At 55.4% G+C, this 24350-nt stretch carries 24 protein-coding genes and 2 tRNA genes; 14 read left to right on the forward strand and 12 right to left on the reverse strand.

Translation table 11 applies throughout. The features are described from left to right. Positions 1–48: 48 nt before the first annotated feature. The gene (locus Q8L25_RS29455; RefSeq protein WP_308922767.1) at positions 49–447 is read right to left on the reverse strand and encodes a helix-turn-helix domain-containing protein; all 399 of its coding nucleotides are present in this window, start codon (positions 445–447) and stop codon (positions 49–51) included. 104 nt (positions 448–551) lie between these two features. Between Q8L25_RS29455 and Q8L25_RS29460 the strand changes: the two genes are divergently transcribed. The 7 genes from Q8L25_RS29460 (at position 552) to Q8L25_RS29490 (ending at position 4276) form a co-directional block, all read left to right on the forward strand. Beyond that, a complete protein-coding gene (locus Q8L25_RS29460) occupies positions 552–1016 on the forward strand; it encodes a nuclear transport factor 2 family protein (protein ID WP_308922768.1) in 465 nt (154 codons plus the stop codon). A gap of 192 nt (positions 1017–1208) precedes the next feature. Then, positions 1209–1952 carry an SDR family oxidoreductase gene (locus Q8L25_RS29465; protein WP_308922769.1) on the forward strand — a complete coding sequence of 248 codons (744 nt, stop codon included), beginning with the start codon at positions 1209–1211 and terminating at the stop codon, positions 1950–1952. 3 nt (positions 1953–1955) lie between these two features. Further along, positions 1956–2351, forward strand: coding sequence for a nuclear transport factor 2 family protein (locus tag Q8L25_RS29470; RefSeq protein ID WP_308922770.1), 396 nt, complete (start codon positions 1956–1958; stop codon positions 2349–2351). Beyond that, positions 2339–2560, forward strand: a complete 222-nt coding sequence (locus Q8L25_RS29475; RefSeq protein WP_308922771.1) for a 4-oxalocrotonate tautomerase family protein — start codon at positions 2339–2341, stop codon at positions 2558–2560. Before Q8L25_RS29470 ends, Q8L25_RS29475 begins: the two co-directional genes overlap by 13 nt. A 58-nt stretch (positions 2561–2618) precedes the next feature. Then, the gene (locus Q8L25_RS29480) at positions 2619–3533 is read left to right on the forward strand and encodes a LysR family transcriptional regulator (RefSeq protein ID WP_308922772.1); all 915 of its coding nucleotides are present in this window, start codon (positions 2619–2621) and stop codon (positions 3531–3533) included. 83 nt (positions 3534–3616) lie between these two features. After that, on the forward strand, positions 3617–3799 hold the full coding sequence (locus tag Q8L25_RS29485) for a type II toxin-antitoxin system HicA family toxin (RefSeq protein WP_308922773.1): 183 nt from the start codon (positions 3617–3619) through the stop codon (positions 3797–3799). A gap of 54 nt (positions 3800–3853) precedes the next feature. Further along, the gene (locus Q8L25_RS29490; RefSeq protein ID WP_308922774.1) at positions 3854–4276 is read left to right on the forward strand and encodes a type II toxin-antitoxin system HicB family antitoxin; all 423 of its coding nucleotides are present in this window, start codon (positions 3854–3856) and stop codon (positions 4274–4276) included. Positions 4277–4365: 89 nt separating this feature from the next. On the opposite strand, the gene Q8L25_RS29495 is transcribed toward Q8L25_RS29490, so the two are convergent. From Q8L25_RS29495 to Q8L25_RS29505, 3 genes are all read right to left on the reverse strand, one after another. Next, positions 4366–5169, reverse strand: coding sequence for a DUF4198 domain-containing protein (locus tag Q8L25_RS29495; RefSeq protein ID WP_308922775.1), 804 nt, complete (start codon positions 5167–5169; stop codon positions 4366–4368). Beyond that, positions 5166–5702: a hypothetical protein gene (locus Q8L25_RS29500; protein ID WP_308922776.1), complete on the reverse strand. Its 537-nt coding sequence runs from the start codon at positions 5700–5702 to the stop codon at positions 5166–5168. The genes Q8L25_RS29495 and Q8L25_RS29500 overlap by 4 nt, the downstream gene beginning before the upstream one ends. Before the next feature lie 81 nt (positions 5703–5783). After that, positions 5784–7985: a TonB-dependent hemoglobin/transferrin/lactoferrin family receptor gene (locus Q8L25_RS29505; protein ID WP_308922777.1), complete on the reverse strand. Its 2202-nt coding sequence runs from the start codon at positions 7983–7985 to the stop codon at positions 5784–5786. Between the two features lie 797 nt (positions 7986–8782). On the opposite strand from Q8L25_RS29505, the gene Q8L25_RS29510 reads away from it, so the two are divergent. Together Q8L25_RS29510 and Q8L25_RS29515 are read left to right on the forward strand one after the other, a co-directional pair. Further along, the gene (locus tag Q8L25_RS29510) at positions 8783–10258 is read left to right on the forward strand and encodes a P-loop ATPase, Sll1717 family (protein ID WP_308922778.1); all 1476 of its coding nucleotides are present in this window, start codon (positions 8783–8785) and stop codon (positions 10256–10258) included. 306 nt (positions 10259–10564) lie between these two features. Then, entirely contained in the window at positions 10565–12238 is a 1674-nt protein-coding gene (locus Q8L25_RS29515) for an AAA family ATPase (RefSeq protein ID WP_308922779.1), read from the forward strand. A gap of 42 nt (positions 12239–12280) precedes the next feature. On the opposite strand, the gene Q8L25_RS29520 is transcribed toward Q8L25_RS29515, so the two are convergent. Both Q8L25_RS29520 and Q8L25_RS29525 read right to left on the reverse strand, forming a co-directional pair. After that, positions 12281–13138, reverse strand: coding sequence for a DNA adenine methylase (locus tag Q8L25_RS29520; protein ID WP_308922780.1), 858 nt, complete (start codon positions 13136–13138; stop codon positions 12281–12283). 61 nt (positions 13139–13199) lie between these two features. After that, on the reverse strand, positions 13200–13811 hold the full coding sequence (locus Q8L25_RS29525) for a hypothetical protein (RefSeq protein WP_308922781.1): 612 nt from the start codon (positions 13809–13811) through the stop codon (positions 13200–13202). A 94-nt stretch (positions 13812–13905) separates the two neighbouring features. On the opposite strand from Q8L25_RS29525, the gene Q8L25_RS29530 reads away from it, so the two are divergent. Continuing rightward, positions 13906–15158, forward strand: a protein-coding gene (locus Q8L25_RS29530) for an IS3 family transposase (protein WP_100429696.1) whose coding sequence is annotated in 2 segments (ribosomal slippage) — positions 13906–14185 and positions 14185–15158 — 1254 coding nt in all. Because the reading frame shifts where the segments join, the coding sequence is not laid out codon by codon here. A gap of 1 nt (position 15159) precedes the next feature. On the opposite strand, the gene Q8L25_RS29535 is transcribed toward Q8L25_RS29530, so the two are convergent. The 3 genes from Q8L25_RS29535 to acs all read right to left on the reverse strand — a co-directional run bounded on the left by Q8L25_RS29535 (position 15160) and on the right by acs (position 18579). Continuing rightward, on the reverse strand, positions 15160–15894 hold the full coding sequence (locus Q8L25_RS29535) for a hypothetical protein (protein WP_308922782.1): 735 nt from the start codon (positions 15892–15894) through the stop codon (positions 15160–15162). 394 nt (positions 15895–16288) lie between these two features. After that, positions 16289–16379, reverse strand: a tRNA-Ser gene (locus Q8L25_RS29540). A gap of 199 nt (positions 16380–16578) precedes the next feature. Continuing rightward, entirely contained in the window at positions 16579–18579 is a 2001-nt protein-coding gene (gene acs, locus Q8L25_RS29545; protein WP_308922783.1) for an acetate--CoA ligase, read from the reverse strand. Positions 18580–18873: 294 nt separating this feature from the next. On the opposite strand from acs, the gene Q8L25_RS29550 reads away from it, so the two are divergent. The 4 genes from Q8L25_RS29550 (at position 18874) to Q8L25_RS29565 (ending at position 22202) form a co-directional block, all read left to right on the forward strand. Then, positions 18874–19494, forward strand: coding sequence for a YqhA family protein (locus Q8L25_RS29550; protein ID WP_308922784.1), 621 nt, complete (start codon positions 18874–18876; stop codon positions 19492–19494). Between the two features lie 47 nt (positions 19495–19541). Beyond that, complete coding sequence (locus Q8L25_RS29555; RefSeq protein ID WP_308922785.1) at positions 19542–21083, forward strand: fumarate hydratase; 1542 nt, start codon at positions 19542–19544, stop codon at positions 21081–21083. 74 nt (positions 21084–21157) lie between these two features. Next, positions 21158–21991 carry a glutamate racemase gene (gene murI, locus Q8L25_RS29560; protein WP_308922786.1) on the forward strand — a complete coding sequence of 278 codons (834 nt, stop codon included), beginning with the start codon at positions 21158–21160 and terminating at the stop codon, positions 21989–21991. Positions 21992–22126: 135 nt separating this feature from the next. After that, positions 22127–22202, forward strand: a tRNA-His gene (locus Q8L25_RS29565). Positions 22203–22440: 238 nt separating this feature from the next. On the opposite strand, the gene Q8L25_RS29570 is transcribed toward Q8L25_RS29565, so the two are convergent. From Q8L25_RS29570 to Q8L25_RS29580, 3 genes are all read right to left on the reverse strand, one after another. Beyond that, entirely contained in the window at positions 22441–23661 is a 1221-nt protein-coding gene (locus tag Q8L25_RS29570) for a plasmid recombination protein (protein WP_308922787.1), read from the reverse strand. A gap of 97 nt (positions 23662–23758) precedes the next feature. Further along, the gene (locus Q8L25_RS29575; protein ID WP_308922788.1) at positions 23759–24118 is read right to left on the reverse strand and encodes a hypothetical protein; all 360 of its coding nucleotides are present in this window, start codon (positions 24116–24118) and stop codon (positions 23759–23761) included. Continuing rightward, positions 24118–24327 (reverse strand): DNA-binding protein, encoded by a 210-nt coding sequence (locus Q8L25_RS29580; protein WP_308922789.1) that lies wholly within the window; start codon positions 24325–24327, stop codon positions 24118–24120. The genes Q8L25_RS29575 and Q8L25_RS29580 overlap by 1 nt, the downstream gene beginning before the upstream one ends. Positions 24328–24350: the final 23 nt, after the last annotated feature.

A 24350-nucleotide genomic window follows, 5' to 3' on the forward strand; every position in this document is an offset into this window, starting at 1 on the left:
CGGCATCAGCTTGACAGCCCGCTTCGGCGGGCTTTTTTTATGCGCGCATCAGATCGGCCGCTGGTCGAACGCCGCCTGCGCCTGCAGCACATCGCTGGAATGCGTGATCGTCCACAAGAACAAGGCCGTGAACGGCCCTTCCAGCGTGCGCCCCAGCGGCGTGATGCTGTACTCCACCGCCACCTGCGACGACGGTATCACGCGCCGCGCCAGGATGCCGCTGCGCTCGAGCCGGCGCAGGCTTTGCGTCAGCGCCTTTTGCGTAATGCCATCGAGGCAGCGCTTGATCTCATTGAAGCGCAACGGCTGCTTGCACAGCGCCGTCAGGATCAGGACGGACCATTTGTCCGTGATCTGATCGAGCAGCAAACGGTTCGATGTATCGAGGCCATGGACTTCGATGGCGGGGCTGCCTGCGGCCTGCGCCGGCGCGTGATGGGTGCTCATGGGGTTTCCTTTTGTATACCTGATTGCATTCAAGTGCCTGATTGACACCAAGTATACAACGTATACCATGCAGCTTCACCTTATTCATTGATCAGGAGTACTCCATGTCCCACGCCATTCCCAACGACATCGCCGACAAGTTCGCCGTCATCGACACCCTGTACCGCTTCGCCGCCGGCATCGACCTGCGCGACGCCGACCTGCTGGCGTCCGCCTTTACCGAAAACGCCGTCTCCGATTTCGGCCCGGCCGCCGCCAAGGCCGGCTTTGAATACCCGGTGCTGCAAGGCCGCGCCACCATTGTCGCCGCCCTGTCCACCTCGCTCAGTGGCTTCGACACCACGCACAGCGTCAGCAATCCGCGCGCCAGCATCGACGGCGATACGGCCCGGCTCGACGCACTCGTCGAAGCGCAGCACCTGCCGCGCCAGGACCACTCGCGCCATTACATGATGAAAAACCGCTATGACGTGAAACTGGTGCGGCAGGAAGGTGTATGGCTGATCGAACGGGTAACGGTCGACAACGTCTGGCGCTCGGGGGATGTGACGGTGCTGGCTGGCGTGTAATCGGATCAACACCCGCGCCGACAATTCATTACATCATGTATCAAGTCTATCTCTTCAACGGTGATTTATCGATGCATACGGCATAGGTATAGTTGTTTGCAGCGGAGCCGGCATCCCGCCCTCACCGCTGCGCCGCTGGGAGTCCATGCGACCCCGGCGGCATCATCGACATACTTACCGAAGAGGTTTTACATGAGCACCAACAACAAGACAGTCATCGTCACCGGCGCCTCGAGCGGCATCGGCTACGCCCTGGCCGCGGCATATCTGCAGCGCGGCTACAACGTGGTCGGCAACGCCCGCAGCATGGAACGCCTGCAGGCGGCCAGCGACAAACTCGGCAACCCGGCCAACTTCCTGCTGGTGGCCGGCGACATCGCCCTGCCCGCCACAGCGACAGCGCTATTCACGCAGGCGATTGCCGCCTTCGGCAAAGTCGATGTTCTGCTGAATAACGCCGGCATCTTTATCGCCAAAGCCATCGCCGACTACACCGAAGACGACCTGGACGCGATCATCGCCACCAACCTGAAAGGTTTCTTTTATCCCACCCAGGCCGCGGCCGCCCACATGGCGGCCAATGGCGCGGGCCATATCGTCACGATCACGGCCAGCATCGCCATGCAGCCGAACGTCAAGGTGCCGGCCTTGTTGCCGATCCTGATCAAGGGCGGCCTGAACCACGCAACGCGCGGACTGGCGATCGAACTGGCCGCGTCCAACGTCAAGGTCTCGGCGGTCGCTCCCGGCATTATCGACACCCCCATGCACAGCAGCGACGAGGGTACGCAAGGCTTCCTCAGGACGCTGGCGCCGAATGGCAGTACCGGCGCGACCCAGGACGTGGTCGACGCCGTGCTGTACCTGACCGAAGCGAAATTCACCAGCGGCGTGGTGCTGGCCGTCGACGGCGGCGCCACCGCGGGCACCTGGTAAGCCATGTCTGCACATGCGCAGATCCTGGCGCTGATCGACCGCTACTTTGACGGCGTGTACACCGGCAACACCGCGCTGCTCGCCACCTTGTTCGACGACGGCGCCCAGGTGTATGGCGACATCGGCGGCCAGGCCTATCACCAGCCCGTCGCCGCTTATCTGCGCGCGGTGGCCGGGCGTGACAGCCCGGCCAGGCGCGGCGAGCCATTTTTGATGCGCCCGCTCAACATCGACGTGGCGGGCAGCATTGCCAGCGTAAAACTGTCTTCACCGATGCTGGGCTTCCGGTATCAGCTATACCTGACGCTGATCCTGCGCGCCGGAAACTGGCTCATCGTCAACAAGACATTCATCCACATTCCCGCATTGCCAACCGAGGAAACACCATGCCCTACGTAAATATCCGCGTCACCCGTGAAGGTGTCACCGCCGCCCAGAAACTGGCGCTGATCGAAGGCACCACCGACCTGCTGCAACGCGTGCTGAACAAAAGTCCGCAATCGACCTTCGTCGTCATCGACGAAGTCGACACCGACAACTGGGGCTGGGGCGGCGAAGCCGTCACCACCTTGCGCCAGCGCGAAGCCGCCGGCAAGGAACGCGCCTGAGCAACTGAACCGCCATGCTTGATGCACAATGGCGTCAATCAAACATCATGGATTTCGCATGCAACGGCACTTCGACGACGTTTTACTGGGCAGCATCGAACTGTTTTGCCTGGCGGCGGAACTGGGCAGCTTTACGGCCGCCGCCAACACGGCGGGCGTGACGCCGGCGGCGGTCAGCCGTTCGGTGTCCCGGCTGGAAGAACGCCTGGGCGTGCGGCTGTTCGTGCGCACCACGCGGCAGATCCGCCTGACCGACAGCGGCCGCGTCTATTTTGAGCAATGCCGCCAGGCGCTGTCGCAGCTGGTGGAAGCCGAGCGTGAAGTCACGGGCGACCAGTCCGCACCGGCCGGCCTGTTGCGCATCAGCATGCCTACCTCGTATGGCAATCACCGCATCCTGCCCCTGCTGCCGGCGTTTCGCGCGCGCTACCCCGAGGTGCAATTCGACCTGCACATCAGCAACCGCAATATCGATTTCGCCGGCGAAGGCTACGACCTGGCCATCCGCGGCCGGGTGCCGGCCGATTCCAACCTGATCGCCCGCAAGCTCGAGGACGCCGAACTGGTGCTGGTGGCCGCGCCGGCCTATTTGCGCCGGGCCGGCACGCCGCTGAACATCGAGGATTTGCAGCAGCACGACTGCGTCCAGTTCGCGCTGCCCAGCACCGGCCGGCGCATCGCCTGGCCGTTCAATGTGGATGGCAAAACGACCGAAGTAGTCACGCAAGGCGGCTACCATTGCTCGGAAGGCTATCTGGGCATGGCGATGCTGGCGCGTGCCGGCGCCGGCATCGTGCAGACCTACCGCTTTATCGTCGAACGCGAGCTGGCCCAGGGCGAGCTGGTCGAGCTGCTGCCGCAACACGGCGGCTGCTCGCGGCCGTTTATCGTGCTGTATCCGCATGCGCGGCATTTGTCGCTGAGGGTGAGGACGTTTGTGGAGTTTTTGGTGGGGGAGTTGGGGCAGCGGTGAACGGGTGGGATTGCCTTGAATACACACTTATACACAATTCCTGTTTATGTGTATGATGACCTGCAACTGCAGTCGGGAGGCACATGAACTCAAGTCAATTGATTCACATGCTGGAAGCAGATGGATGGCGAGTAGTACGTATCAAGGGTAGTCATCATCACTTCAAACATCCTGAGAAACCAGGACTCGTCACTGTGCCGCATCCGAAGAAAGACCTGCCGATCGGCACGTGGAACAGCATACTGAAGACCTCTGGACTGAAGTAATGTTCATGCGTTCTGGCAGCCAGTCCAGATCAAGTCAATAGCAAGGGAACAGCGATGGATATCCCGGTCGTCATTTTCAAAGATGAAGGTAGTGTGTACGGTGTGAACGTACCTGACATCAAAGGCGTTTACTCATGGGGGGACAGCGTCGAGGAAGCGTTGAAAAACGTCCGGGTGGCCATCGTCAGCCATATAGAAACGCTGCTGGAGCTGGGCGAACCTGTGGAAATCACACAAAGCAAAATTGAGGATCTGCAGGCAAATCCTGATCATGCGGGAGGGATCTGGGCCTTGGTCGAACTTGATCTCGACAAACTCGATAGCAAGCCGGAGCGGATCAACATCAGCCTGCCACGGTTTGTGCTGAGCAAGGTAGACCGGTATGCGGCGGCGCGCCATGAGACGCGCAGTGGGTTGATGGCGCGGGCGGTGTTGCAATTGATTGACGAAGAGTCAAAAGGTCTTGCTGCTCGGTGAGACAAGGGGCGGCCAGCCATAGGCCTCCCCTGTGCGGGGCGATCAACAGATCGTCGTTGCGCGTTGCCCGCAACGCCGCCTGCATCCCGTCATTGATCCAGGACGCGGAACGTCAGGGTGTAATTGTTGCCGTACATCGGCGCGGCCGCACCGGCCGGCGCCGGTGCCTGAAAACGCACCAGGGCCAGATACAGTCCGGATTTCGTCAATGGCAGGGCCACTTTCCCGTTGGCATCGGTGGACAGATGTTGCACCGTGCTCTGGCTGGCCAGATCCATCGCCGACCGATACACACTGACCTTCTGGTTCGCCAAGGGCTTGCCGTCGTATTGCACGACGAAATCGAATTTCTCGTTGACGAACAGATCGCTCGGATGCGTGATGGCGACGATTTCCAGTCCCTTGCCGACCGGCGCCAGCGCCTTCGTCGATGGCTTGCCGGCCGTGACATAGGCCTCGGCAATCGACAGCGACTGATAGTGGCTCAGCAACTTGGCGCCTGCCGGCATGACTTGCTTCGGATCGCGTGCGGACTCGGTCTTGCCCTTGTGTTCCCAGGTGCGAAACACGGCGCCCAGCCGGGGGCCGGTGCTGAGGCGATACGTCCCTTTCTCATCAGGCAGTGTTTGTTCGGCCACCGTACGCTGCTTGAACTGATGGATATCACCGAAGGGAATGCGCGCGCCTTCCGGCGTGACGATCGAAAATGCCGTCTCGCCAAACGCCACGGCGGGGACAAAGAATTTCTCGGTGAAACCCGCATCGACCCCGATCGCCTCCTTCGGCTGCACATCGAAGCTGCTCGGCAACAAATAGGGTGTATGGGCGTGTGCCGTCAGCATGAGCAGAGACGATGTGGCAACGAGCGCGCGCAGCAAAAATGGTCGCATCATTTCTTCTCTCCATCGGCTTGATCGATCTTGCCATCGCCATTGGTATCGGTGCGCTGGAAGGTTTTCCCGGCAATCGCGTTTTCTTCCGCCAGCGTCAACTTGCCGTCATGGTCGGTGTCGAGAATCTTGAAGCGCACATGCGCCTGCTTGATCGACCCTGCGTAGCGCTCGTCCTGCGCCTTGCCAGCGTACTGCTGCTGCAGGCGTCCTTCGAACTCGGCCACGTATTCATCTTCGCCGAGCACGCCATCGTGATTGGTATCGGCCGCCGTGAAGCGCTGCGTGCGTACCGCGTCGTACTCCTGCCGCGTCACCACGCCATCGCGGTTGGCGTCGAAACCGCCGATAAATGCCGACAGGCCATGGCCACCGGCGGGCGCCGCTGGCCCTGCGGCGGCGGTTGGCTGCTGTGTTGCTGGCTGCTGCGCCGCTGGCGGTGGCGCCGACGTACAGGCGGCCATCATGGCTGCCACCATGGCCGCCATGGCGAGACGGCTGGCGCGCGCACCGTGCCCTGTTTTCTGCTGTTTCATGTTTCCCTCTTGTGAATGAGACGTGGATAGCGTCAATGTGCCCCCCGCCGGCCCGAACTTGCGTCAGGCCGGCAGGACACCTTAGAACGCCAGGTTCAACGACACCGCTGCGGTACGACCCGATTCGGTCAGCAGTTCGATGTCGCGCCGGTCACGGGCGACCGACGGTTGCAGGCTGCGTGCGCTGGAATACTCCCAGTAACGCTTGTCGCCCAGGTTGTAGATGCCGGCATCGAGGCGCACGTTCTTGTTGATCTGCCAGTAGCCGATCAGGTCGAACACGGCATGGCCTGGCACACGGAACAGTGCCGTGGTGGCATCGACCAGCACCGGCCCCGAGTTATTGTAGGCATCGCGGTTGGTCGCCACGGCCTGCTTGCCGCCCACAAAAGTGCCGGTCAGGTTCAGTCCCCACGCTTTCATCGGCGCATCGTAGCCGGCACCGATAATGGCCTTGCGCGGCAGCACGGACTCGAGCGGCACGTCCTTGTCGCCCGCATAGTTGGATTTGGCGGTGCCGCGGCTCAGGCCCATGGCCCAGGTCGTGTAAATGCCTTTGGCCTGCGGACTCCATTGCCCGTGATCCAGCCGTGCGCTCAGTTCGAAGCCGTAAATCTTGGCATCGTCGCGGTTCTCGGCCTGGTAAATGGTGCCGATATGCGCCGGCACCTTGGTGAACATGGCCGGGAACATCGCGCGGCCATAGCGGGTGTAGGCGATGAAATCGTTATATTGCGTGTAGAACAGCGACGTGTTCAAGGTCACGCCCGGCGTTGGCTTGCCCTTCAGGCCGATCTCAAAAGCATCGCTGGTTTCCTCTTTCAAGTTTTGATTGCCGATCAGCGCGTATTGATTGTTGGCGACATAGTTGCTGGCCAGGTTCCATGAGCCGAAAATCTCGCCGGCCGATGGCGCGCGTCCGCTGCGCTTGTACTGCGCATATGCCGCCATGGTCGGCGTCAGGTCGTAGCTCAGGCCCAGGCTGGGACTCCAGATGACGGTGCTCGGGGTGCCGTACATTTTTTCCACGTCGGCTGGCGTCAACACGCCCGAAACAAAGTTCTCCAGGTCACGCGTCTTGATCTTGACGTAGTCGGCGCGCAGTGCCGGGATCACGGCCAGGCGATGGCCGCCAAGGTCGAAGCCGATCTGATCCTGCAAAAACAGTCCCGCCCGATTGGTGGTCGTGTCCGGTTGCGGCTTCATGTAGCCGGCCACGTTCCATGGCCGCTCCACATCCTGCGTCGACGCGTTCAAGCCATAGCTGAGATAGTGCCGGCCCAGTCGCTTGTTGAGCACGCTAGACAGCCCCCACGTGCGCGTCTTGTTCTCGGAAACATTGCGCACACTGGCGTTGGTGGCCACCGTCTTCGTATCGGTCGTGTCTTTCGTCTCGGTGCTCTGGAAATACAGACGCGTATCGGCCTGGTCGGCCCAGGCATTGTCCGGCGTCCACTGGTGCATCAGCTGCAGCGTGTTGCGGCTGGTATCGCTATGCTGCTGCGAATTTTCGGTGATGAAGGTGCTGGTCGTGTCCCAGCCAAAGAAAGCCGTGTCGTTCTTGCGCCGGTACAAATCAAGCGACAGTTCGAGCCGGTTGGCCGCGTCGATGCGCAGCCCGCCCTTGAGCAGCAAGGCATCGGAGTTCCAGTCGTTGGCCATGCTGTCGACGATAACGCTGTTGTTGCGCGTGGCATGGCCATCGCGCCGCGAATAACTGACCAGTCCGTCCAGCTTGCCGCTTTTGCCGGCGGCGGTCACGCTCTCGTTCCAGGAGCTGTCGGCCGAGTCGTAGCCCACTTTGCCGCCAAAATACGATACCTTGTCGCCGCGCAGATAGTCGTCCGCCGACTTGGTCTTGAAGCTCACGGCCCCGCCGATGCCACCCGCCGAGCGCGTGGCCGAAGTGGTGCCGGAGAGAATATTCACCGAGGTAAACATCTCCGGATCGATAAAGTCGCGACCGACACCAAACGAATTGACGCCGGCCCGGCTCACGTAAGGACGGGTCGTGGCATCGGGCATTTCAATGCCGTCGACATCCATGCCGACCCGATTGCCTTCGATGCCGCGTATGTTATAGCCGGTCGTGCCGGACCGGTCAAAGCTGCTGCGGTTCCGGGTCGTCCCCGCCGCTGTGCCCGGCGCGGACACCAGCGGCTGGTTGCGCACCACATCCTTCATATTGTTGGCGCGATCGAGCGCGTCGCCACTGACCGTCGTCGCGGTGCCCGGCTCAGCCAGGGCCTGCTCGCTCACCTCGACCGGCGGCAACGTCTGCATGAATGGGGACTGGCTGCTGTCATTTTCCTGGGCAAATGCCGATGCCAGGAACATGGTAGAGATGGCGCAGGCCAGCGACGTACGAGCCAACAGGGGGGAGCAGCGATGGCGTGCAGCCAGGCGCCGCTGCGGGAGCGTATCCCGTAAAGCGTATCCGGTCATAAAGTCTCTTCGAGCTTGTTTTTGGCTGGATACCTCCTTGTTGGTGTTGCGGGGATTTCTGGCTGGCGAGTAAGTGTACGCTAAATGGGAATGAGTTTCATTAACTTTTCCGAGGGGGGAATTGGTTTTTCTGGGGGTGCTGCATGCTGCCGCTGCCCTGCGCCTCGTCAAGGGTCGGCGAGATGGCTCTGCGTCTTGGCAGTTGTTGTGGGTGGAGGGAAGGAAGAGTAGGTCCGCCATTTCGACAAGAACTTATGCATAGGGCCATGCTTGGCCGAGACCTAATTAGAGCCACGACCGTGCGCCGCAGGCGCGCAGGGCTCGGGCAAGAGCCGGAACAAAGCATTTCGAAACTTTCATTATTAAAAAGTTCAAGCTATCCCAATGCATGAGTTCGTGTCCAAATGGCGCACTTGAGCCTTGCCCTTAGTAGTCATCCGACCATTTGGCGCCAGGGTCGTTATGAAAGCGAATTGATCAGCACTTCCCTAGTTGTGACATTGTGCGTATCTTGCATATCATCGAGATGGTATTCTCTTAGTATTAGATTATGCATAAAAATCCAAAATTTTACTTAAAAACACATAAATTGATATCTTTACATTTATAAACCTGTTTTTTAACACAAAAATTATATGCAACCAATTTTAAATATTAATATTATCGACAAAGAACTATTTGGAAATGATGCAGGAGAAGATGAAAAAATAGAAATATTAAACTCATACTATGTTGAGCGTGAAGACTTAAAAGATTTTTTTGACAAAAATGTAAAGCTTAACGTTGTCAGCGCACGAAAAGGAATGGGTAAGTCATCTTTACTAGCAAGACTTAACTACAAACTTAAAAATGAAAATGAATACAATGATCCGATTATCGTTAAGGTAACAGGTAACACTTTATTAGGTCTAGGAGACTTCAAAGATAAAGATCAAGCTTATTTAGAAAATTACTGGAAACAAATAATATGCAAAAAAATAATAATAGAAATCGGAACCTCTATAGGTGTTGCGCTTTCTAGTGACGCCATGTCAATGGTTGAGATTGCAGAATTGGAAGGAATGAAGAGTCGAAACCTAGTAGGCGGCTTAATTTCTAGAATAAAAGGTAAAATACCATTTTTAGACATAGAAATCAGAAACACTTTCCCAGAAAATTTAGAAAACTTATTAAACAATTATCAACAAAAAAATTCAAACTCAACAATTTGGTTATTAGTTGATGATATCGATGCAAAATATTTGGATACAATTGAATATCAAACTCGTGTTGGATCTTTCTTCAGCGCTATTCGTGGTCTTGCCGTTGATGCTGTGAATCTTAATATTAGAGCGACTGTACGAACAGATGTTTGGGCAAATCTTAATCATTTGGAAGACCTAGATAAATGGGAACAATATATTGTTGAAATTATCTGGACAAAAAAAATGTTAAGGGACATGCTTGCTAATAGAATACTATCTTATATTCAAAGAAATCATCCTAATAGCATAGAATCTAGATATCAAGTAGGAAGAGATTACAACAAAATATTTGCAGCTGCATTTTCCGTTCCTATACATTGGGGAGATACTGCAGATGCTACAATTTTCGATGCAATTTATTCTTTTTCGAACAAGCGACCAAGATGGATGGGCCAACTTTGTCGAATGGCCGCCGAGCAAACAAAAAAACATAGCCTAAATAATAAACGTATAACACTTGACTACATAAAAGAAATTCTTGGCCCCTATGGAAAACTTAGAAAAAATGATCTAATAAAAGAACACTTGCATCAATTTTCCGAACTAGATCAATTTATTGATGCATTTCGAGCAAACCAAAAACAGTATAAATATACCGAATTATCAAATATGTTTATAGTTAATTTCATTAACAATCGCCCACCTGAGAATATTTCCATTATCGATGGAAAAAGATACGCCACCGAAGAATGTCTTGGTGCGTTTGCTTACAAGATTGGATTGATCTCACATGTTGACGCTGGTGGAAGAGTTTACACACATTACTCAGACAATCCTGATCTTTTCAGATCATTAAAAAATCGAAGAGATGAGATTACGTGGTCTGTTCACATAGCATTTCGAGAATTTTTAAATATACGCCATTAAAATTAAGCGGCTCGAAATTATAAATATAGCCCATTTGGTAATACTCAGAAGAAAAATTTGTATATTTAATGGGTTGCTAAAGACATCGTAAAAACCTACTCCAATAACAGTTCTACATTGTGGATACGATCTGACGAAAAAATCTGTGAATTTCGCGGAAATAATTATTACTGATGATTAGTATCTAGAAACCAACATTTTTGGTAAAATGGAAGATTTTCTCCCAACCCTTTCAATGCTACAGTCCTCTACTACTGGCGTTGCTGGAGGGACAAGCGGGAGTTACACTATTTTGACAGGAAAAAAATGATAGATATTGCTGGAAAATCTAAAAAAGAAATTGGTCTAGAAGACAACAAGATGATCCGCATAGCCTCAGTGAAAGGAATATTTGTCTCGAAATTCCGATCCTTTGAAAATCGAACTGTCGAGCTAGGAAGCCGCATCACCGTACTGAGCGGCAGAAACGGCACCATGAAGACGTCGCTCATGGGATTAATTGCACATCCTTTTGGAGGCCAGTCGAAAGATGCATTTGGTCGTGAATTAAAGATGCCACTAAAAGAGGTTTTTAAGCTTTCAGCCACCTATGACCTTGAGCCATACGCCTATAGCTTAGTGATAGAAACCTTGGATTCGGAAGAATTGCTACGTGAAGAAGTTAAAATTTACTACACTGCTGAAAAGACAAACCGACACCGCGTAGTGGTATCTGGCGCAGAAAAGGGAGATGGTAATTTCAATTACAACACTTCACTTTTAAACTTAAAAAGACTATTACCATTAGTTGATACGAATGCAAAACCAGACGAAGACAAAGCGGTTGTTCTAAGCGACAAGGAAAAATTTCAACAAAAAGACTTTTATGAGCATGTCTTCCCTAGCACTGAATACAATGCGTTTACACCGATTCATCACAAGGGGCAAAAAACGACCTTTGCTCCGGCAGGTGAAGATGCTAGATATGATTACGAGTCAATTTCTTCCGGAGAGGATAATTTAGGTGCTATTTTCAATCGACTTCTCGGTTTTCAACGGGCTTTTGTCAAAGGGCAGAAAGAAGGAAACGGCATCCTATGTATAGATGAATTTGAAAGTGGACTGCATCCGGTTGCACAAATAAGTCTGCTGAAATATCTCTATAATTGGTCAGCTGATTACAAGGTTCAAGTTGTAATAACAACGCATTCGCTGCATCTCATTCAACATATATATTTAACTCAGACCAAACATTTGGATGACAAAAGGATAATTTTCAACTTTGTCAGTTGTGCAAATGCAGGAAAAAAGAAAAATTTCCCGATCCTTCAAAACCCGGAATTTAATATTGCATACAAAGAGTTGACTTTAGAAAACCCGGAAGATGTAGCTCAAGCACAAAAAATCGACGTTTTTTGCGAGGATGCAATTGCAGTTCACTATATTAAAAAACTCATTAAACGAACAGATATTTTGAGACAAGTCAGTTTCCATACAAATCTTAACCTAGACAAAAGTAATAACGGAACAACATATACTAGTCTTGCGAATCTGTGTAAAAATTTCAGTCTATTGCTGCAGAAATCCATGGTTATCTTCGATGCAGATGTTGCAAAAACAGTAACCGATCCAATTAAAGAAAAAAATATCTACCTTGTACTTCCTGATGAAGATGGTCTTGCCATCGAGCGACGAATCATTGTTTTGATCATATCCTTGGAGGACGATGATAAATTTTTTGAGTACTTCAAAAAAGAGAAAATGAAATTCTTGCAAGAATTTAAGAATGCGGGGCTATCATTGAGTTGTGCAGACATTAAAGATGAGAAGAAGGTAAAAATTGATAGCTGCAAGAAATGGGCTTATCAAGATATTGCCGAGTTCAAAAGATATATCACATACTATTGTACTAAATTCGCTGATCGTGACGTTTTCCTAAAAAAATTTCTGGAGCGCACTAATTCAATAAATATGGCAAAAGGCTTACCAAAAATTCTTTAATACGTTTATTTTTTACAAAATTAACTTCTTTTCACTAAAGCCTCATGCAGCCTGCATCGACGCTCGCAGTCCTGGACACTCTAGTGAATGTCCTAAAAAGATCGCTTCCGTTCCTCGATATCGATTTTGCGCGGTGTAACTCAAACTGTAGCTCACATACTGCAGACGGCTGTAGAGGTCACGGATTTCTGGAACGTCATCATAGGAAACCATTACGTGTTGGCGAACTGCAAGTGCGGCAGCGGCAACGGCTGCATGGTCTTCGTGTTGGTAATGATGTTCGTATAAGTCGCCACCCTTTACGTAATAAGGTGGATCAAGATAGACCAGTGTACGATCAGGCAGCGTAGGCACAACGATCTCTAAAAGTTCGACTGCGTCTCGCTGATACAATTCGATCCGATCACTATGCTCGCCAATAAGTTGCACTCGGCTGATTAACTCGTCCTTGTTGAATCGAGCGTCAATCTTAAAGTTTCCATTTTGTTGCTTTCCCCCAATTACGCCTGCGCGGAGGATTCCAGAACGGTTAGTGCGATTCAAGAAAAAAGTAGAAAATCCGAGTTCGAGAACATTCGCGATGTCTTTCCTAGATTGCACTTCGCGTTGCGTTTCCCATGTTTCCATGTTCACTTCTACGTTCTCAATCATCCCGCACAGGCGATCTGCATCGTTCAAAACGGAATACCAAAATGCCCATACTGAACGATCCAGATCATTGATATGAGCCGTCTCCACGAACTCTTGAATCACCAGCTCCAATGCCACCGATGCACCGCCCGCGTACGGCTCGACATAGTGCCCCCCCATGAGCCGGTTGTGGCGGAAGAGCGCCTTGACGTACTCCGTTAGCTTCGTTTTTCCGCCTGGGTATCGCAGTGGTGAATGATAACTTGACAATTGTGTCTCCAATGAACAGGCGTTACTTTAACGCCTTTTGGTGACGCTGCCCAGCACAGGTTTAAACATGCGCAATTGCTTGCATGAAATCGGAAATATTGTCCCAAATGGTCAACAGTTCACTTGGCAACGGTGAGGCGTGTCGGCCATGAACGAATGAGTGCAACGTAGTGATACTGCTAGGGTCTGATCCGTCCGCCACTAACCGCTGTACTGAGCCTTCCTGATTTTTGTTTAGCCTATTGGCTTTCTTGAGGTGTGCTGCAGCAGAATTTACCTTGTCTGCCAAAGATGTGCGGCGCGCATCCTTACGGATAATTGCAACTTTCTCACGCGGAAGGTAATCATCAAGACACAATTCAATAAAAACTCGCAGCAGGACCGCTACCGCGTTCTTGCTGCCATCGACTTGCAACGTCTTCAGTTCACGGTAGATTACAGCTAGACGAGGGCTCGAATTGCTTGTTGTAATACTGAATTCCTTCGGAATCAAGGTCTTGCGAGCTAAAGATTTTTCGCGAACACGGATTGTTGGTGGAGGAGATACAAGAGCAGGTGCCGCATCTAAATCGACGGTCCATAGAGCGTCAGCCGACTGAGCCTTGGGCAACACCGACTTCGGCAACTGATCAAGATATACTTGACGCTGTGTTTTGCTCTTTAATGTAGTCACATTCCAATCACCTTTCGCGATGTCCTGAACAATATAGTGGATCCCGAATCTGAGACGATGGTTTAAGCTGTGGTCCGTGAAAGGATGACAGCAAATGAGTGAAGGTAAAAAACGTCGGGTACACACGGCCGAGTTTAAGGCCAAGGTCGGTCTGGAGGCCGTTCGCGGCGTCAAGACGGTGACGGAGATCGCGCAAGAGTTCGGCGTGCATCCGGTGCTGGTGGGCCAGTGGAAAAAGGAAATCCTGGAGAACGCCGGCGCGCTGTTCGACACCAAGCGCGGCCCCAAGCCGATCGATGAAAGCAGTCCCGAGGACAAACTATACGGCGAGATCGGTCGGCTGAAGATGGAAGTGGACTGGCTTAAAAAAAAGCTGGGGCCGTGAGCCAGGAGGCGCGCTTGGGCTGGATCGAAGCCGGGCACGAGAAGCTGCCGCTGACGCGCCAATGCGAGCTGGCAAGCGTGCCGCGCGCGACGGTGTACCGCCGGATCGACGCGGCATCCCGGCAGGCATGCGAGGACGAGAGCGACCTGAAGCTGAGCGCGCTGATTGACGAGGAATACACCAGTCGGCCTTTTTATGGCAGCAGGCGCATGGTCGTGTTCCTGCGCGCGACGGGCCATGTAGTCAACCGCAAGCGCGTGCAGCGTCTGATGCGCGGCATGGGGCTGGCGGGCATGGCGCCGGGGCCGAATACGAGCCGAGCGCATCCGCAGCACAAGGTCTATCCGTACCTGTTGCGCGGTGTGCCCGTGACGCGTCCTAATCACGTATGGTCGACCGATATCACCTACATCCGGTTGGCGCGGGGCTTCGCGTATTTGGTGGCGATCATCGACTGGTACAGCCGCAAGTTGCTGTCCTGGCGCCTCAGCAACAGCATGGACGCGTCGTTCTGCGTGGACTGCCTGGAGGACGCCTTGCGCCAGCATGGCAAGCCGGAGTTGTTCAACAGCGATCAGGGTTCGCAGTTCACCAGCACGGCCTTCACCGACGTGCTCAAGCGCGAAGGCGTCGCCATCAGCATGGACGGGCGCGGTCGGGCGCTGGACAACATCTTCGTCGAGCGGCTGTGGCGCAACGTGAAGTACGAGGATGTGTATCTGAAAGGATACGCCAATATGGCGGAATTGACGGTGGGCCTGGCGCAGTATTTCGCGTTCTATAACGCTGAGCGGCCGCACCAATCGCTGAGCTACCAGACGCCCGACCAAGTCTACCGCGACGGGGTTGGCGGCGGTGCGCTGATCGTCGACCGGTTTGGTGACGACAAGAAGAAGTCACAGGAAGAGAGCAATACGGGTCAGCGCCGAGCAGCTGGAGCAGTGGAAACGGGCACAGCTTAAATTAGTCGGGAAAGTGTCTTGACTGATGGATCCACTTTACAACGCGAGTAACAATTTTTTCCAACTCACCCAATGGCACCAAGCTTTCAACCTTCTCACCAGCCTTTTTAATGCCCATAATACTGCGCACTGCTGGGTCTCCAAGCAGGCGGTTAAAAGTCGTAATAGGAAATGGACCACGTGCGGTCAGCTCCCCCTCTGTGAACCAGCCATTTTGTTTACCGAAATCTAATAAATTCAGCCCGGCATCGCCTTTCCGAAAACGAGCCTTCTGCGTTCCGTCCCAAGGCACTGTTCCAGCACCCTCGTTCTCACCCGTGTGTTTCAGCAAGATCCACACGTCCGCCTCTTCACGCGTACCGAAGGAGACAACGTTAATTTTGCTCACTTCATGCCTACTGTTCGCTGCCAATTTTTTCATCCGTTTGACGAATGTTGGCACACCTGGCCCCGGTGGCAAAGAATCCAACATAACGGGCTTTGAAAGCACTTTCAGGACAGCAGCGCGACGATTCCCCTCCAAGACGACATACCGACGGCCTTCAATTTCATACACAGCGAGCAGGTCGATTGGATTCTGTCCATTTGTAGTGATATGCTCAGCCAACCGAATAGTCTTGGTAAGATTGTCAAGCAAGATCTTTTCAAGCGCTTCACGCTGACTAAATTGCGTGGGGAAACGGGGATTATTTAGATCGAAGTCTAGTTTGGAAGCAGGTACTTGAAATGGAGTCATTTTTATAGGTAAATTTCCCAGTTAGAAATACTATTGCAATGTACACCTTTTTAGAACTTGCCAAAAGGGGCATCTATGCCTTTTCCACCTCCGTCATGAGTACAAGTCCCATGGTGGTGCCGCGAGAGTAGCGACGATGAGGTTCACCTTCGTATACGGACTCATGCTTAGCACGCCGTAAAACATGCTTAGTCGAAACCTGATCAGAACCACGAACGCGCGCCGCAGGCGCGCGAGGCTGCCGCGCAGCGGCAGCAGTTGGCCGATTCGGAAAGGGCCGGGCCAGTAGGCCCGACCCTTCGAATCCCCCGCGCAGGGCGCGCAGGCGCCCTGCTTCTCTCCGCCTGCAGACGAAAAAAAAGCTACCCGAGGGTAGCTTTCTTTTTTTCGTCTTTGGCGGAGAGAGGGGGATTCGAACCCCCGATAGAGTATTACCCTATACACGCTTTCCAGGCGTGCGCCTTCAGCCGCTCAGCCATCTCTCCTGCATGCAATGCTGGCGTACTACTTGCATTGCTACTATTTCCGCTTGTCGCGAAGCCGCAGATTATAGCAAGGAATCTACGTTCTGCCAAAGATATTTACCTTGGGGTAAAAGTCTGATTGCAACCCAACCCCTTGACTGCTGGGGTCAGACGGGGACGCCGAGTCCCGGAGGGTCTGACCCCGATGCTGCTTACGCCATCACGATGCCTCTTTCAGCTGATCCAGGATGGCCGGGTTTTCCAGCGTCGACACGTCCTGCGTGATCGTCTCCCCCTTGGCCAGCACGCGCAGCAGGCGGCGCATGATTTTGCCGGAGCGGGTTTTCGGGAGGTTGTCGCCGAAGCGGATCTCTTTCGGTTTCGCGATCGGGCCGATTTCCTTGCCGACCCAGTTGCGCAGCTCCAGCGCCAGCTTCTTCGCTTCTTCGCCGGTCGGGCGGGCTTGCTTCAGGACCACGAAGGCGCAGATCGATTCACCCGTTGTATCGTCCGGGCGGCCCACCACGGCCGCTTCGGCGACCAGCGGGTTGGCGACCAGGGCCGATTCGATTTCCATCGTGCCCATGCGGTGGCCGGAGACGTTCAGCACGTCATCGATGCGGCCGGTGATCGTGAAGTAGCCGGTGTCCTTGTTGCGGATGGCGCCGTCGCCGGCCAGGTACATCTTGCCGCCCAGCTCTTCCGGGAAATAGCTGGATTTAAAACGGTCCGGGTTGTTCCAGATCGTGCGGATCATCGATGGCCATGGGCGTTTCACGACCAAAATACCGCCCTGCCCGTTCGGCACGTCCTGGCCCGCTTCGTCGACGATGGTGGCCATGATGCCTGGCAATGGCAAGGTGCACGAGCCCGGCACCATCGGCGTCGCGCCTGGCAACGGGGTGATCATGTGGCCGCCGGTTTCGGTTTGCCAGAAGGTATCGACGATCGGGCATTTTTCGCCGCCGATGTTTTTGTAGTACCACATCCACGCTTCAGGATTGATCGGCTCGCCGACCGTGCCCAGCAGGCGCAGGCTGGACAGGTCGTAGTGTTGCGGATGGACTTTCGGGTCCACGTCGGCCGCCTTGATCAGCGAACGGATGGCCGTTGGCGCCGTGTAGAAGATGCTGACGTTGTGCTTCTTGATGGTTTCCCAGAAGCGGCCCGCGTTCGGGTAGGTCGGGATGCCTTCGAACACCACCTGCGTGGCGCCGACGGCCATCGGGCCATAGGCGATGTAGCTGTGGCCGGTCACCCAGCCGATGTCGGCGGTGCACCAGAACACGTCGTCGGGCTTGATGTCGAAGCTCCACTTCATGGTCAGCGCGGCCCATAGCAGGTAGCCGCCGCTCGAATGCTGCACGCCTTTCGGGGTGCCGGTCGAGCCGGAGGTGTACAGGATAAACAATGGATGCTCGGCATCGACCCATTCCGGTTCGCACTGCGCGCTCTGGCCTTCGACCAGATCGTGCAGCCAGGTATCGCGGCCTGCCACCATCGGCAGGTCGCTGCCGGTGCGTTTGTAGACGATGACGTTTTTCACGGATTCGCAGCCGCCCAGCGCCAGCGCTTCGTCGACGATCGATTTCAATGGCAGCTTCTTGCCGCCGCGCAGTTGTTCGTCACCCGTGATCACGGCCACGGCGCCGGCGTCGATAATGCGTTCCTGCAAGGACTTGGCCGAGAAGCCGCCGAACACCACCGAGTGGGTGGCGCCGATGCGCGCGCAGGCTTGCATGGCGGCCACGCCTTCGACCGACATCGACATGTAGATGATCACGCGGTCGCCCTTGGCGATGCCCTTGGCCTTCAGGCCGTTGGCGAACTTGCAGACTTTTTCGTGCAGTTGGCTATACGTGGCTTTGGTGACGGTGCCGTCGTCCGCTTCGAAGATGATGGCGGTCTTGTCGCCCAGGCCATTTTCGATATTGCGGTCGAGGCAGTTGTACGAGACATTCAGCTGGCCGTCTTCGAACCATTTGTAGAACGGCGCGTTGTCTTCGTTGAGGGTGCGGGTGAACGGCTTTTTCCAGCTCAGGTTTTCGCGGGCCAGCTTGGCCCAGAAGCCTTCGTAGTCGCGCTCGGCATCGGCCACCATGGCCTTGTAGGCGTCCATGCCCGAAATGGTTGCCTGCGCAGCGAATTGCTGAGAAGGTTCAAAGATGCGGGACTCTTCCGGTCCCTGCTGCTGCGTGCCTTGGTTTTCTGTCGTGGCCATGCTGATCTCCAGTGTAGTAATTGTTTGCTAATACCATATTCCCAGCGTCTTACGGACGCCTTACAGCCTGGTTTTTTTCATGCTCCTGCTCTTACCATACTCGCCCGCATTGATGAGCGTCAAGCACGTGACGCCCCATATAGTGGCCCGAAAAGACCTGACTGTCTGTTTATCTTGGGCCTGCTTGTGTTTCATCAAGACCAAGAACTCGACATGGGGGCATGCGCAGTGACTATCAGCAAGTGTAAAATGTCGGCATGCCAAAAAATGGGCATTAATCCCAGGACTCTCCACATGATCGACCACTCAAACAAGCCCTCACACACCAAGCTGCACCCCCTGTCTGCCTTCATCTTCATGTCGCGCTGGCTGCAATTGCCGCTGTACCTGGGCCTGATCCTGGCGCAATGCGTGTATGTATTTCATTTCTGGGTGGAATTGTCCGACCTGATCGGCGCCGTGTTCGGCAATGATGCGGCCCTGCAGCACGTGATCAGTGCCGTCACCGTCCCAGGCGTAACGCCTCCGGTCAAACTCAACGAGGCCACCATCATGCTGGTGGTGCTGGGTCTGATCGATGTGGTGATGATTTCGAACCTGTTGATCATGGTCATCATCGGCGGCTACGAAACCTTTGTGTCGCGCATGCACCTCGATGATCACCCTGATCAGCCGGAATGGCTGTCGCACGTGAATGCGTCGGTGCTGAAGACCAAGCTGGCGATGGCCATCATCGGCATCTCGTCTATCCACCTGCTCAAAACTTTCATCAACGCTAGCGCGTATGCAAAAGAGCCGAACGTGGTCATCGCACAAACCGTCATTCACATGGTCTTCATCTTGTCGGCCATGGCGATCGCCTACACCGACCGCATCATGACCGTGACGCAGAACCAGGCGCGTCCACCGCACTAACTCATGCAGTAACCAGTTTCATCCTTCTTATATCTCGCGAGAACACCATGACTGTCATAAAGCAAGAAGACCTGATCGAATCCGTCGCCGCAGCGTTGCAGTACATTAGCTACTACCACCCTGCTGATTACATCGAACACCTGGCGCGCGCCTACGAGTCCGAGCAGAGCCCGGCCGCGAAAGATGCGATTGCGCAAATCCTGACCAACTCGCGCATGTGCGCGGAAGGCAAGCGTCCTATCTGCCAGGACACGGGTATCGTCAACGTCTTCCTGAAAATCGGCATGGGCGTGCGCTTCGAGGGCTTTAGCGGCACCGTTACCGACGCCGTCAACGAAGGCGTGCGCCGCGCGTACAACTTCGACGACAACAAGCTGCGCGCCTCGATCGTGGCCGACCCGCATTTCGACCGCAAGAACACCAAGGACAACACGCCGGCCGTGGTGCACATGGAGCTGGTCGAAGGCAATACCGTCGACGTCAAGGTCGCGGCCAAGGGTGGCGGCTCGGAAAACAAGTCGAAGATGATCATGATGAACCCGTCCGATTCGCTGGTGGACTGGGTCATGAAAACCGTGCCGACCATGGGCGCCGGCTGGTGCCCACCGGGCATGCTGGGTATCGGCATCGGTGGCACGGCCGAAAAAGCCATGCTGATGGCCAAGGAAGTGTTGATGGAAGACATCGACATGTACGAACTGAAACAGCGCGGCCCGCAGAACAAGCTGGAAGAACTGCGTATCGAACTGTGCGACAAGATCAACTCGCTGGGCATCGGCGCGCAAGGCCTGGGCGGCCTGACCACCGTGCTGGATGTGAAGATCATGATGCACCCGACCCACGCCGCCTCGAAGCCGGTCGCCATGATCCCGAACTGCGCCGCCACCCGCCACGGCCACTTCGTGCTGGACGGCTCGGGCCCTGCCTACATGACGCCGCCGCCGCTGTCGACCTGGCCTGACGTATCATGGGCGCCGGACACGGAAAAATCGAAACGCGTCGACCTCAATACCTTGACCAAGGAAGAAGTCGCTTCGTGGACGCCGGGCCAGACCCTGCTGCTGAACGGCAAGATGCTGACCGGCCGCGACGCCGCGCACAAGCGCATCCAGGACATGCTGGCCAAGGGCGAAGAATTGCCGGTGGACTTCAAGAACCGCGTGATCTACTACGTCGGCCCGGTCGATCCGGTGCGCGACGAAGTGGTCGGCCCGGCAGGCCCGACGACGGCTACCCGCATGGACAAGTTCACCGACATGATGCTGGAAAAAACCGGCCTGATCGCCATGATCGGCAAGGCCGAGCGCGGCCCGACGGCGATCGAATCGATCAAGAAACACCAGTCGGCCTACCTGATGGCCGTTGGCGGTTCGGCCTACCTGGTGTCGAAAGCCATCAAGGGCGCGAAAGTGCTGGGCTTTGCCGACATGGGCATGGAAGCGATCTACGAGTTCGACGTGGTCGACATGCCGGTGACAGTGGCGGTGGACTCGAAAGGCACTTCGGTGCACAACACGGGTCCGAAGGAATGGCAGGCCAAGATCGAGCAACTCAATAGCGTCAGCAAGATTCCCGTGACGGTTGCTTAAACAGGCACTACCATGAACGCCGCGCGGCACACAGCTTGCGCGGCGTTTTTCATTTCCATCGGCCCCGGCTTACCATGACTTTTACTTTACGCGACGCCGCCATCGGCGTCTTCGACTCCGGCGTCGGCGGCCTGTCGGTGCTGCGCCATATCCGCGCGCAACTGCCGCACGAAGACCTGATCTACGTGGCCGACTCCGGCTACGCGCCGTATGGCGACAAGACCGAACAGCAGGTCATCGACCGTTCGCTGGCCGTCGCCGCCTATCTGGTGCAACAAGGCATCAAGGCACTGGTGGTGGCCTGCAACACGGCGACGATCGCCGCCATCAAGGCCCTGCGCGCGCGCTACCCCGAGCTGCCCATCGTCGGCGTGGAGCCGGGATTGAAACCGGCGGCCGCCATCAGCCACAACGGCAAGATCGGCGTGCTGGCCACCGAGCGCACCCTGCGCGGAGAAAAATTGCTGGCCTTGCGCGAGCAGGTCAGCACGGCCACCGGCGCCACCTTTTTGCTGCAGCCCTGCATCGGCCTGGTCGAACGCATCGAACAGTGCGCCATGGGCAATGAACCGGGCGACGCCACCAGCGCCATGCTGGAGCGCTACATCGCCCCGCTGCTGGCGCAAGGCGTCGACACCTTGGTGCTCGGTTGCACCCACTACCCTTTCGTGCAGGAAGCGATTACCCGCACCGTGCGCGCCCATACCCAGCAGCCGGTGACCCTGATCGATACCGGCGAAGCCGTGGCGCGCCAGCTGGCCCGTTTGCTGGATGCAGCCGGCCTGCGCCGCGACCTGAACCACGCGCCGCAACTGCAGGGCTACACCACCGCCGGCGTCGAGGCGTTGAGCACCGCGTTTGCCGGTTTGCTGGACTGGCATCCGCCCGTGGCACACCTGTCTATCTAGGGGAAACCAGGCGTTTTCAGGCAATCTTTCGAATAATTAAAAAAGACTGCATTTAGATTTGCCACTTCGCCGAGTTCTTTGTATAATTCGGCACCTGTTCAGCAAAACACTCGCTGAACTAGCAGTAAGACAGTGGTGGCTGTAGCTCAGTTGGTAGAGTCCAGGATTGTGATTCCTGTTGTCGTGGGTTCGAGCCCCATCAGCCACCCCACAGAATGCGTAGGAAAATCAAAGGGTTACACGCTTCGGCTTGTAACCCTTTTTTCTTACCGCCTCCGCTTTAGCGCTCCATGTAACCGCTGTGTAACCCGATTTAATAAATCCTCGCGGCCTTATTGCATTCTCGCCATGATGGCGGGCAAGAGCACATTTCAAACGCAGGTTAGTTCTCCATTTGTGGAGCCAAACGCGCGCGCACGCGAGGGACCGGGCTTGTTTGCCACTGCTTGTCATGCAATAGCACTTTCTACCTGGCGTCCAACGCCTTCCAGCGCGACACGAACCGAAGCGATGACGGCAGACTTGCAGGATGCTTTGACTGTCGGTTTGATAAATTCTCCCAGTGCTTCGGACCATTGACCGGCTGGCCGTTCGTCATCGCGCTCACGCTGATAATCTCCTTCGGTGCCGGTCGGCTGTGGGTGTGTTGCTGTCACTGCGGACATTTTCGGTGATGAACTGGCGGTGCTACTCATGCTGAACGGCTCCATCTCTTCACGGCGAATAGATGCGCTGTCTGTGATTGCGATTGCTGGTGCTGGTGGCTGGTCTTGAGTGGCTTGCTGCGGCTCGTTTGGCGGTGGAAATGATGGCGAGAATTTGGCGAACCCTACACAGGATAGGGTTTGCCCTTTTTCGGGCGCTGTGGAACCGTCGAACCCTATAGGCTTCTTCTTGCCGAACCCTATAGGTTTTCCCGGCTTGCATGGCTTCGTCATCATCTTGACAAAGTCGCCCTTGACGGCTGTCGGTGTCGGCATGGTCAAGCCTAGCGCCAGCAGCAACGGTGCAGGATTGCCCAGGTGTGGCGTCAGCAGCGCCAGCAGCACGGCAGCAGAAAGCCCGCTATTCGCTTCCAGCACATCAAACGCGGAATCTATCGCTTGCTGCCGTGTCGCGGCGCTGGGGCGCTTCTGTGCCGTTTGGCGGGCCAGTCCGTACCGTTGCCCTATCTGTCCGTAAAAGTCGGCTTGCATGGCTTGCAGCTTGGCGCGACCTCCCATTAAGTCGCTGCCAACCATCCGGCCATTAACCAGCGGCAGCAGTAGGACATGGCAATGTGGCGCGGCTTCGTCGTTGTGGACGATGGCGCTGATAACCGGCGCGGCGAAGTATTGCCCCGCCCACTGTGCCGACTCATTAAAAAAACAGTCATGGTCGATGGGCGAATCAGACGGCAAGCTGAAAATAATTTCAAGCGCCCTCACGGCGTCCTTGCGCATCACCTTGATTCCAGCCGCATCCATCAACGCTTGCGCCTCACTTGCCACTGCTGCGGCTGTTCCGTGTCCACGCAAGACGCGATTCAAGCTAACTCGCGTCGGGTCAATGCGGCCATCTGACTTGGCTCCAAGTTCGGCCACTATCTCGCGGCAGTTGTGACGGGCGGCCACCTCGATAATGGCCTTGCCGGTCAGCTTCTTGATGCGCAGGAATTGGGCGTGCATCATACGCGCCCCCAGGTTATCAGTGCCAGCAGCGCAACCAGTGCTGCAATGTCAGGCGGCACCAGCGCCAGCACGCGGACCAATTCCAAAGCGGCGCGGCTCATGGCTTGGCCTTTGCATCGCGCTTGCGCAACCAGACATTGACGGCTCGGCGGTCGTCGTCGTCAAGTTCATAGATGCCAAACTTGATTGGGTAGCCGTCGCGGTCTATTCCCGGCGTCAGTTGACAGTGAAAGCGCAGGCCACGGCGGCGCAATTCAGCGATAAGCTCAGGCCCGTTTGATGCGCCCGCAATGCGGTCGATTTCCTCGCGCTTCCTTGAGCGAATCATTGCCGACTGAATCACGCGCAGGTGTCGCGGATTATCCGTGCCGGTGAATTTGCGAACGGCCTTTGCTGTAGAAGCCTCGGTGTCGCCAAGGTCCAATTCTGCCATCAGTGGGAGTTGGGCCTTTTTCATTACAGCCCCCCGTTCAACAAGCGGCGAATGTCAGCCGTTGCCCATGCGAGGCGGCCCATGATACGAACCGGGCGCAGCGGCCCATTTTCAAGGCAGGCCCAGGCGCGCAGTGTTTGCGCCTTGCGGTTCAGGTGGAAGGCAGCGCACACGGTGTCTATGTGGCTGCGGTTCTCTTGGTCAAGCGGGAGGAAGTTTTGAGCGTTTTGCATTTGAATCACCTTTTCGCATCGCT

The organism is Janthinobacterium sp. J1-1 (genome assembly GCF_030944405.1).
In the GTDB taxonomy this organism is placed as follows: Bacteria; Pseudomonadota; Gammaproteobacteria; order Burkholderiales; family Burkholderiaceae_D; genus Janthinobacterium.

What these genes read in the sequence shown, in the direction of transcription:
- Q8L25_RS29455 (WP_308922767.1), bottom strand. Translation starts at nt 447, where the DNA reads ATGAGCACCCATCACGCGCCGGCGCAGGCCGCAGGCAGCCCCGCCATC.
- Q8L25_RS29460 (WP_308922768.1), top strand. Translation starts at nt 552, where the DNA reads ATGTCCCACGCCATTCCCAACGACATCGCCGACAAGTTCGCCGTCATC.
- Q8L25_RS29465 (WP_308922769.1), top strand. Translation starts at nt 1,209, where the DNA reads ATGAGCACCAACAACAAGACAGTCATCGTCACCGGCGCCTCGAGCGGC.
- Q8L25_RS29470 (WP_308922770.1), top strand. Translation starts at nt 1,956, where the DNA reads ATGTCTGCACATGCGCAGATCCTGGCGCTGATCGACCGCTACTTTGAC.
- Q8L25_RS29475 (WP_308922771.1), top strand. Translation starts at nt 2,339, where the DNA reads ATGCCCTACGTAAATATCCGCGTCACCCGTGAAGGTGTCACCGCCGCC.
- Q8L25_RS29480 (WP_308922772.1), top strand. Translation starts at nt 2,619, where the DNA reads ATGCAACGGCACTTCGACGACGTTTTACTGGGCAGCATCGAACTGTTT.
- Q8L25_RS29485 (WP_308922773.1), top strand. Translation starts at nt 3,617, where the DNA reads ATGAACTCAAGTCAATTGATTCACATGCTGGAAGCAGATGGATGGCGA.
- Q8L25_RS29490 (WP_308922774.1), top strand. Translation starts at nt 3,854, where the DNA reads ATGGATATCCCGGTCGTCATTTTCAAAGATGAAGGTAGTGTGTACGGT.
- Q8L25_RS29495 (WP_308922775.1), bottom strand. Translation starts at nt 5,169, where the DNA reads ATGATGCGACCATTTTTGCTGCGCGCGCTCGTTGCCACATCGTCTCTG.
- Q8L25_RS29500 (WP_308922776.1), bottom strand. Translation starts at nt 5,702, where the DNA reads ATGAAACAGCAGAAAACAGGGCACGGTGCGCGCGCCAGCCGTCTCGCC.
- Q8L25_RS29505 (WP_308922777.1), bottom strand. Translation starts at nt 7,985, where the DNA reads ATGCAGACGTTGCCGCCGGTCGAGGTGAGCGAGCAGGCCCTGGCTGAG.
- Q8L25_RS29510 (WP_308922778.1), top strand. Translation starts at nt 8,783, where the DNA reads ATGCAACCAATTTTAAATATTAATATTATCGACAAAGAACTATTTGGA.
- Q8L25_RS29515 (WP_308922779.1), top strand. Translation starts at nt 10,565, where the DNA reads ATGATAGATATTGCTGGAAAATCTAAAAAAGAAATTGGTCTAGAAGAC.
- Q8L25_RS29535 (WP_308922782.1), bottom strand. Translation starts at nt 15,894, where the DNA reads ATGACTCCATTTCAAGTACCTGCTTCCAAACTAGACTTCGATCTAAAT.
- acs (WP_308922783.1), bottom strand. Translation starts at nt 18,579, where the DNA reads ATGGCCACGACAGAAAACCAAGGCACGCAGCAGCAGGGACCGGAAGAG.
- Q8L25_RS29550 (WP_308922784.1), top strand. Translation starts at nt 18,874, where the DNA reads ATGATCGACCACTCAAACAAGCCCTCACACACCAAGCTGCACCCCCTG.
- Q8L25_RS29555 (WP_308922785.1), top strand. Translation starts at nt 19,542, where the DNA reads ATGACTGTCATAAAGCAAGAAGACCTGATCGAATCCGTCGCCGCAGCG.
- murI (WP_308922786.1), top strand. Translation starts at nt 21,158, where the DNA reads ATGACTTTTACTTTACGCGACGCCGCCATCGGCGTCTTCGACTCCGGC.
- Q8L25_RS29570 (WP_308922787.1), bottom strand. Translation starts at nt 23,661, where the DNA reads ATGATGCACGCCCAATTCCTGCGCATCAAGAAGCTGACCGGCAAGGCC.
- Q8L25_RS29575 (WP_308922788.1), bottom strand. Translation starts at nt 24,118, where the DNA reads ATGAAAAAGGCCCAACTCCCACTGATGGCAGAATTGGACCTTGGCGAC.
- Q8L25_RS29580 (WP_308922789.1), bottom strand. Translation starts at nt 24,327, where the DNA reads ATGCAAAACGCTCAAAACTTCCTCCCGCTTGACCAAGAGAACCGCAGC.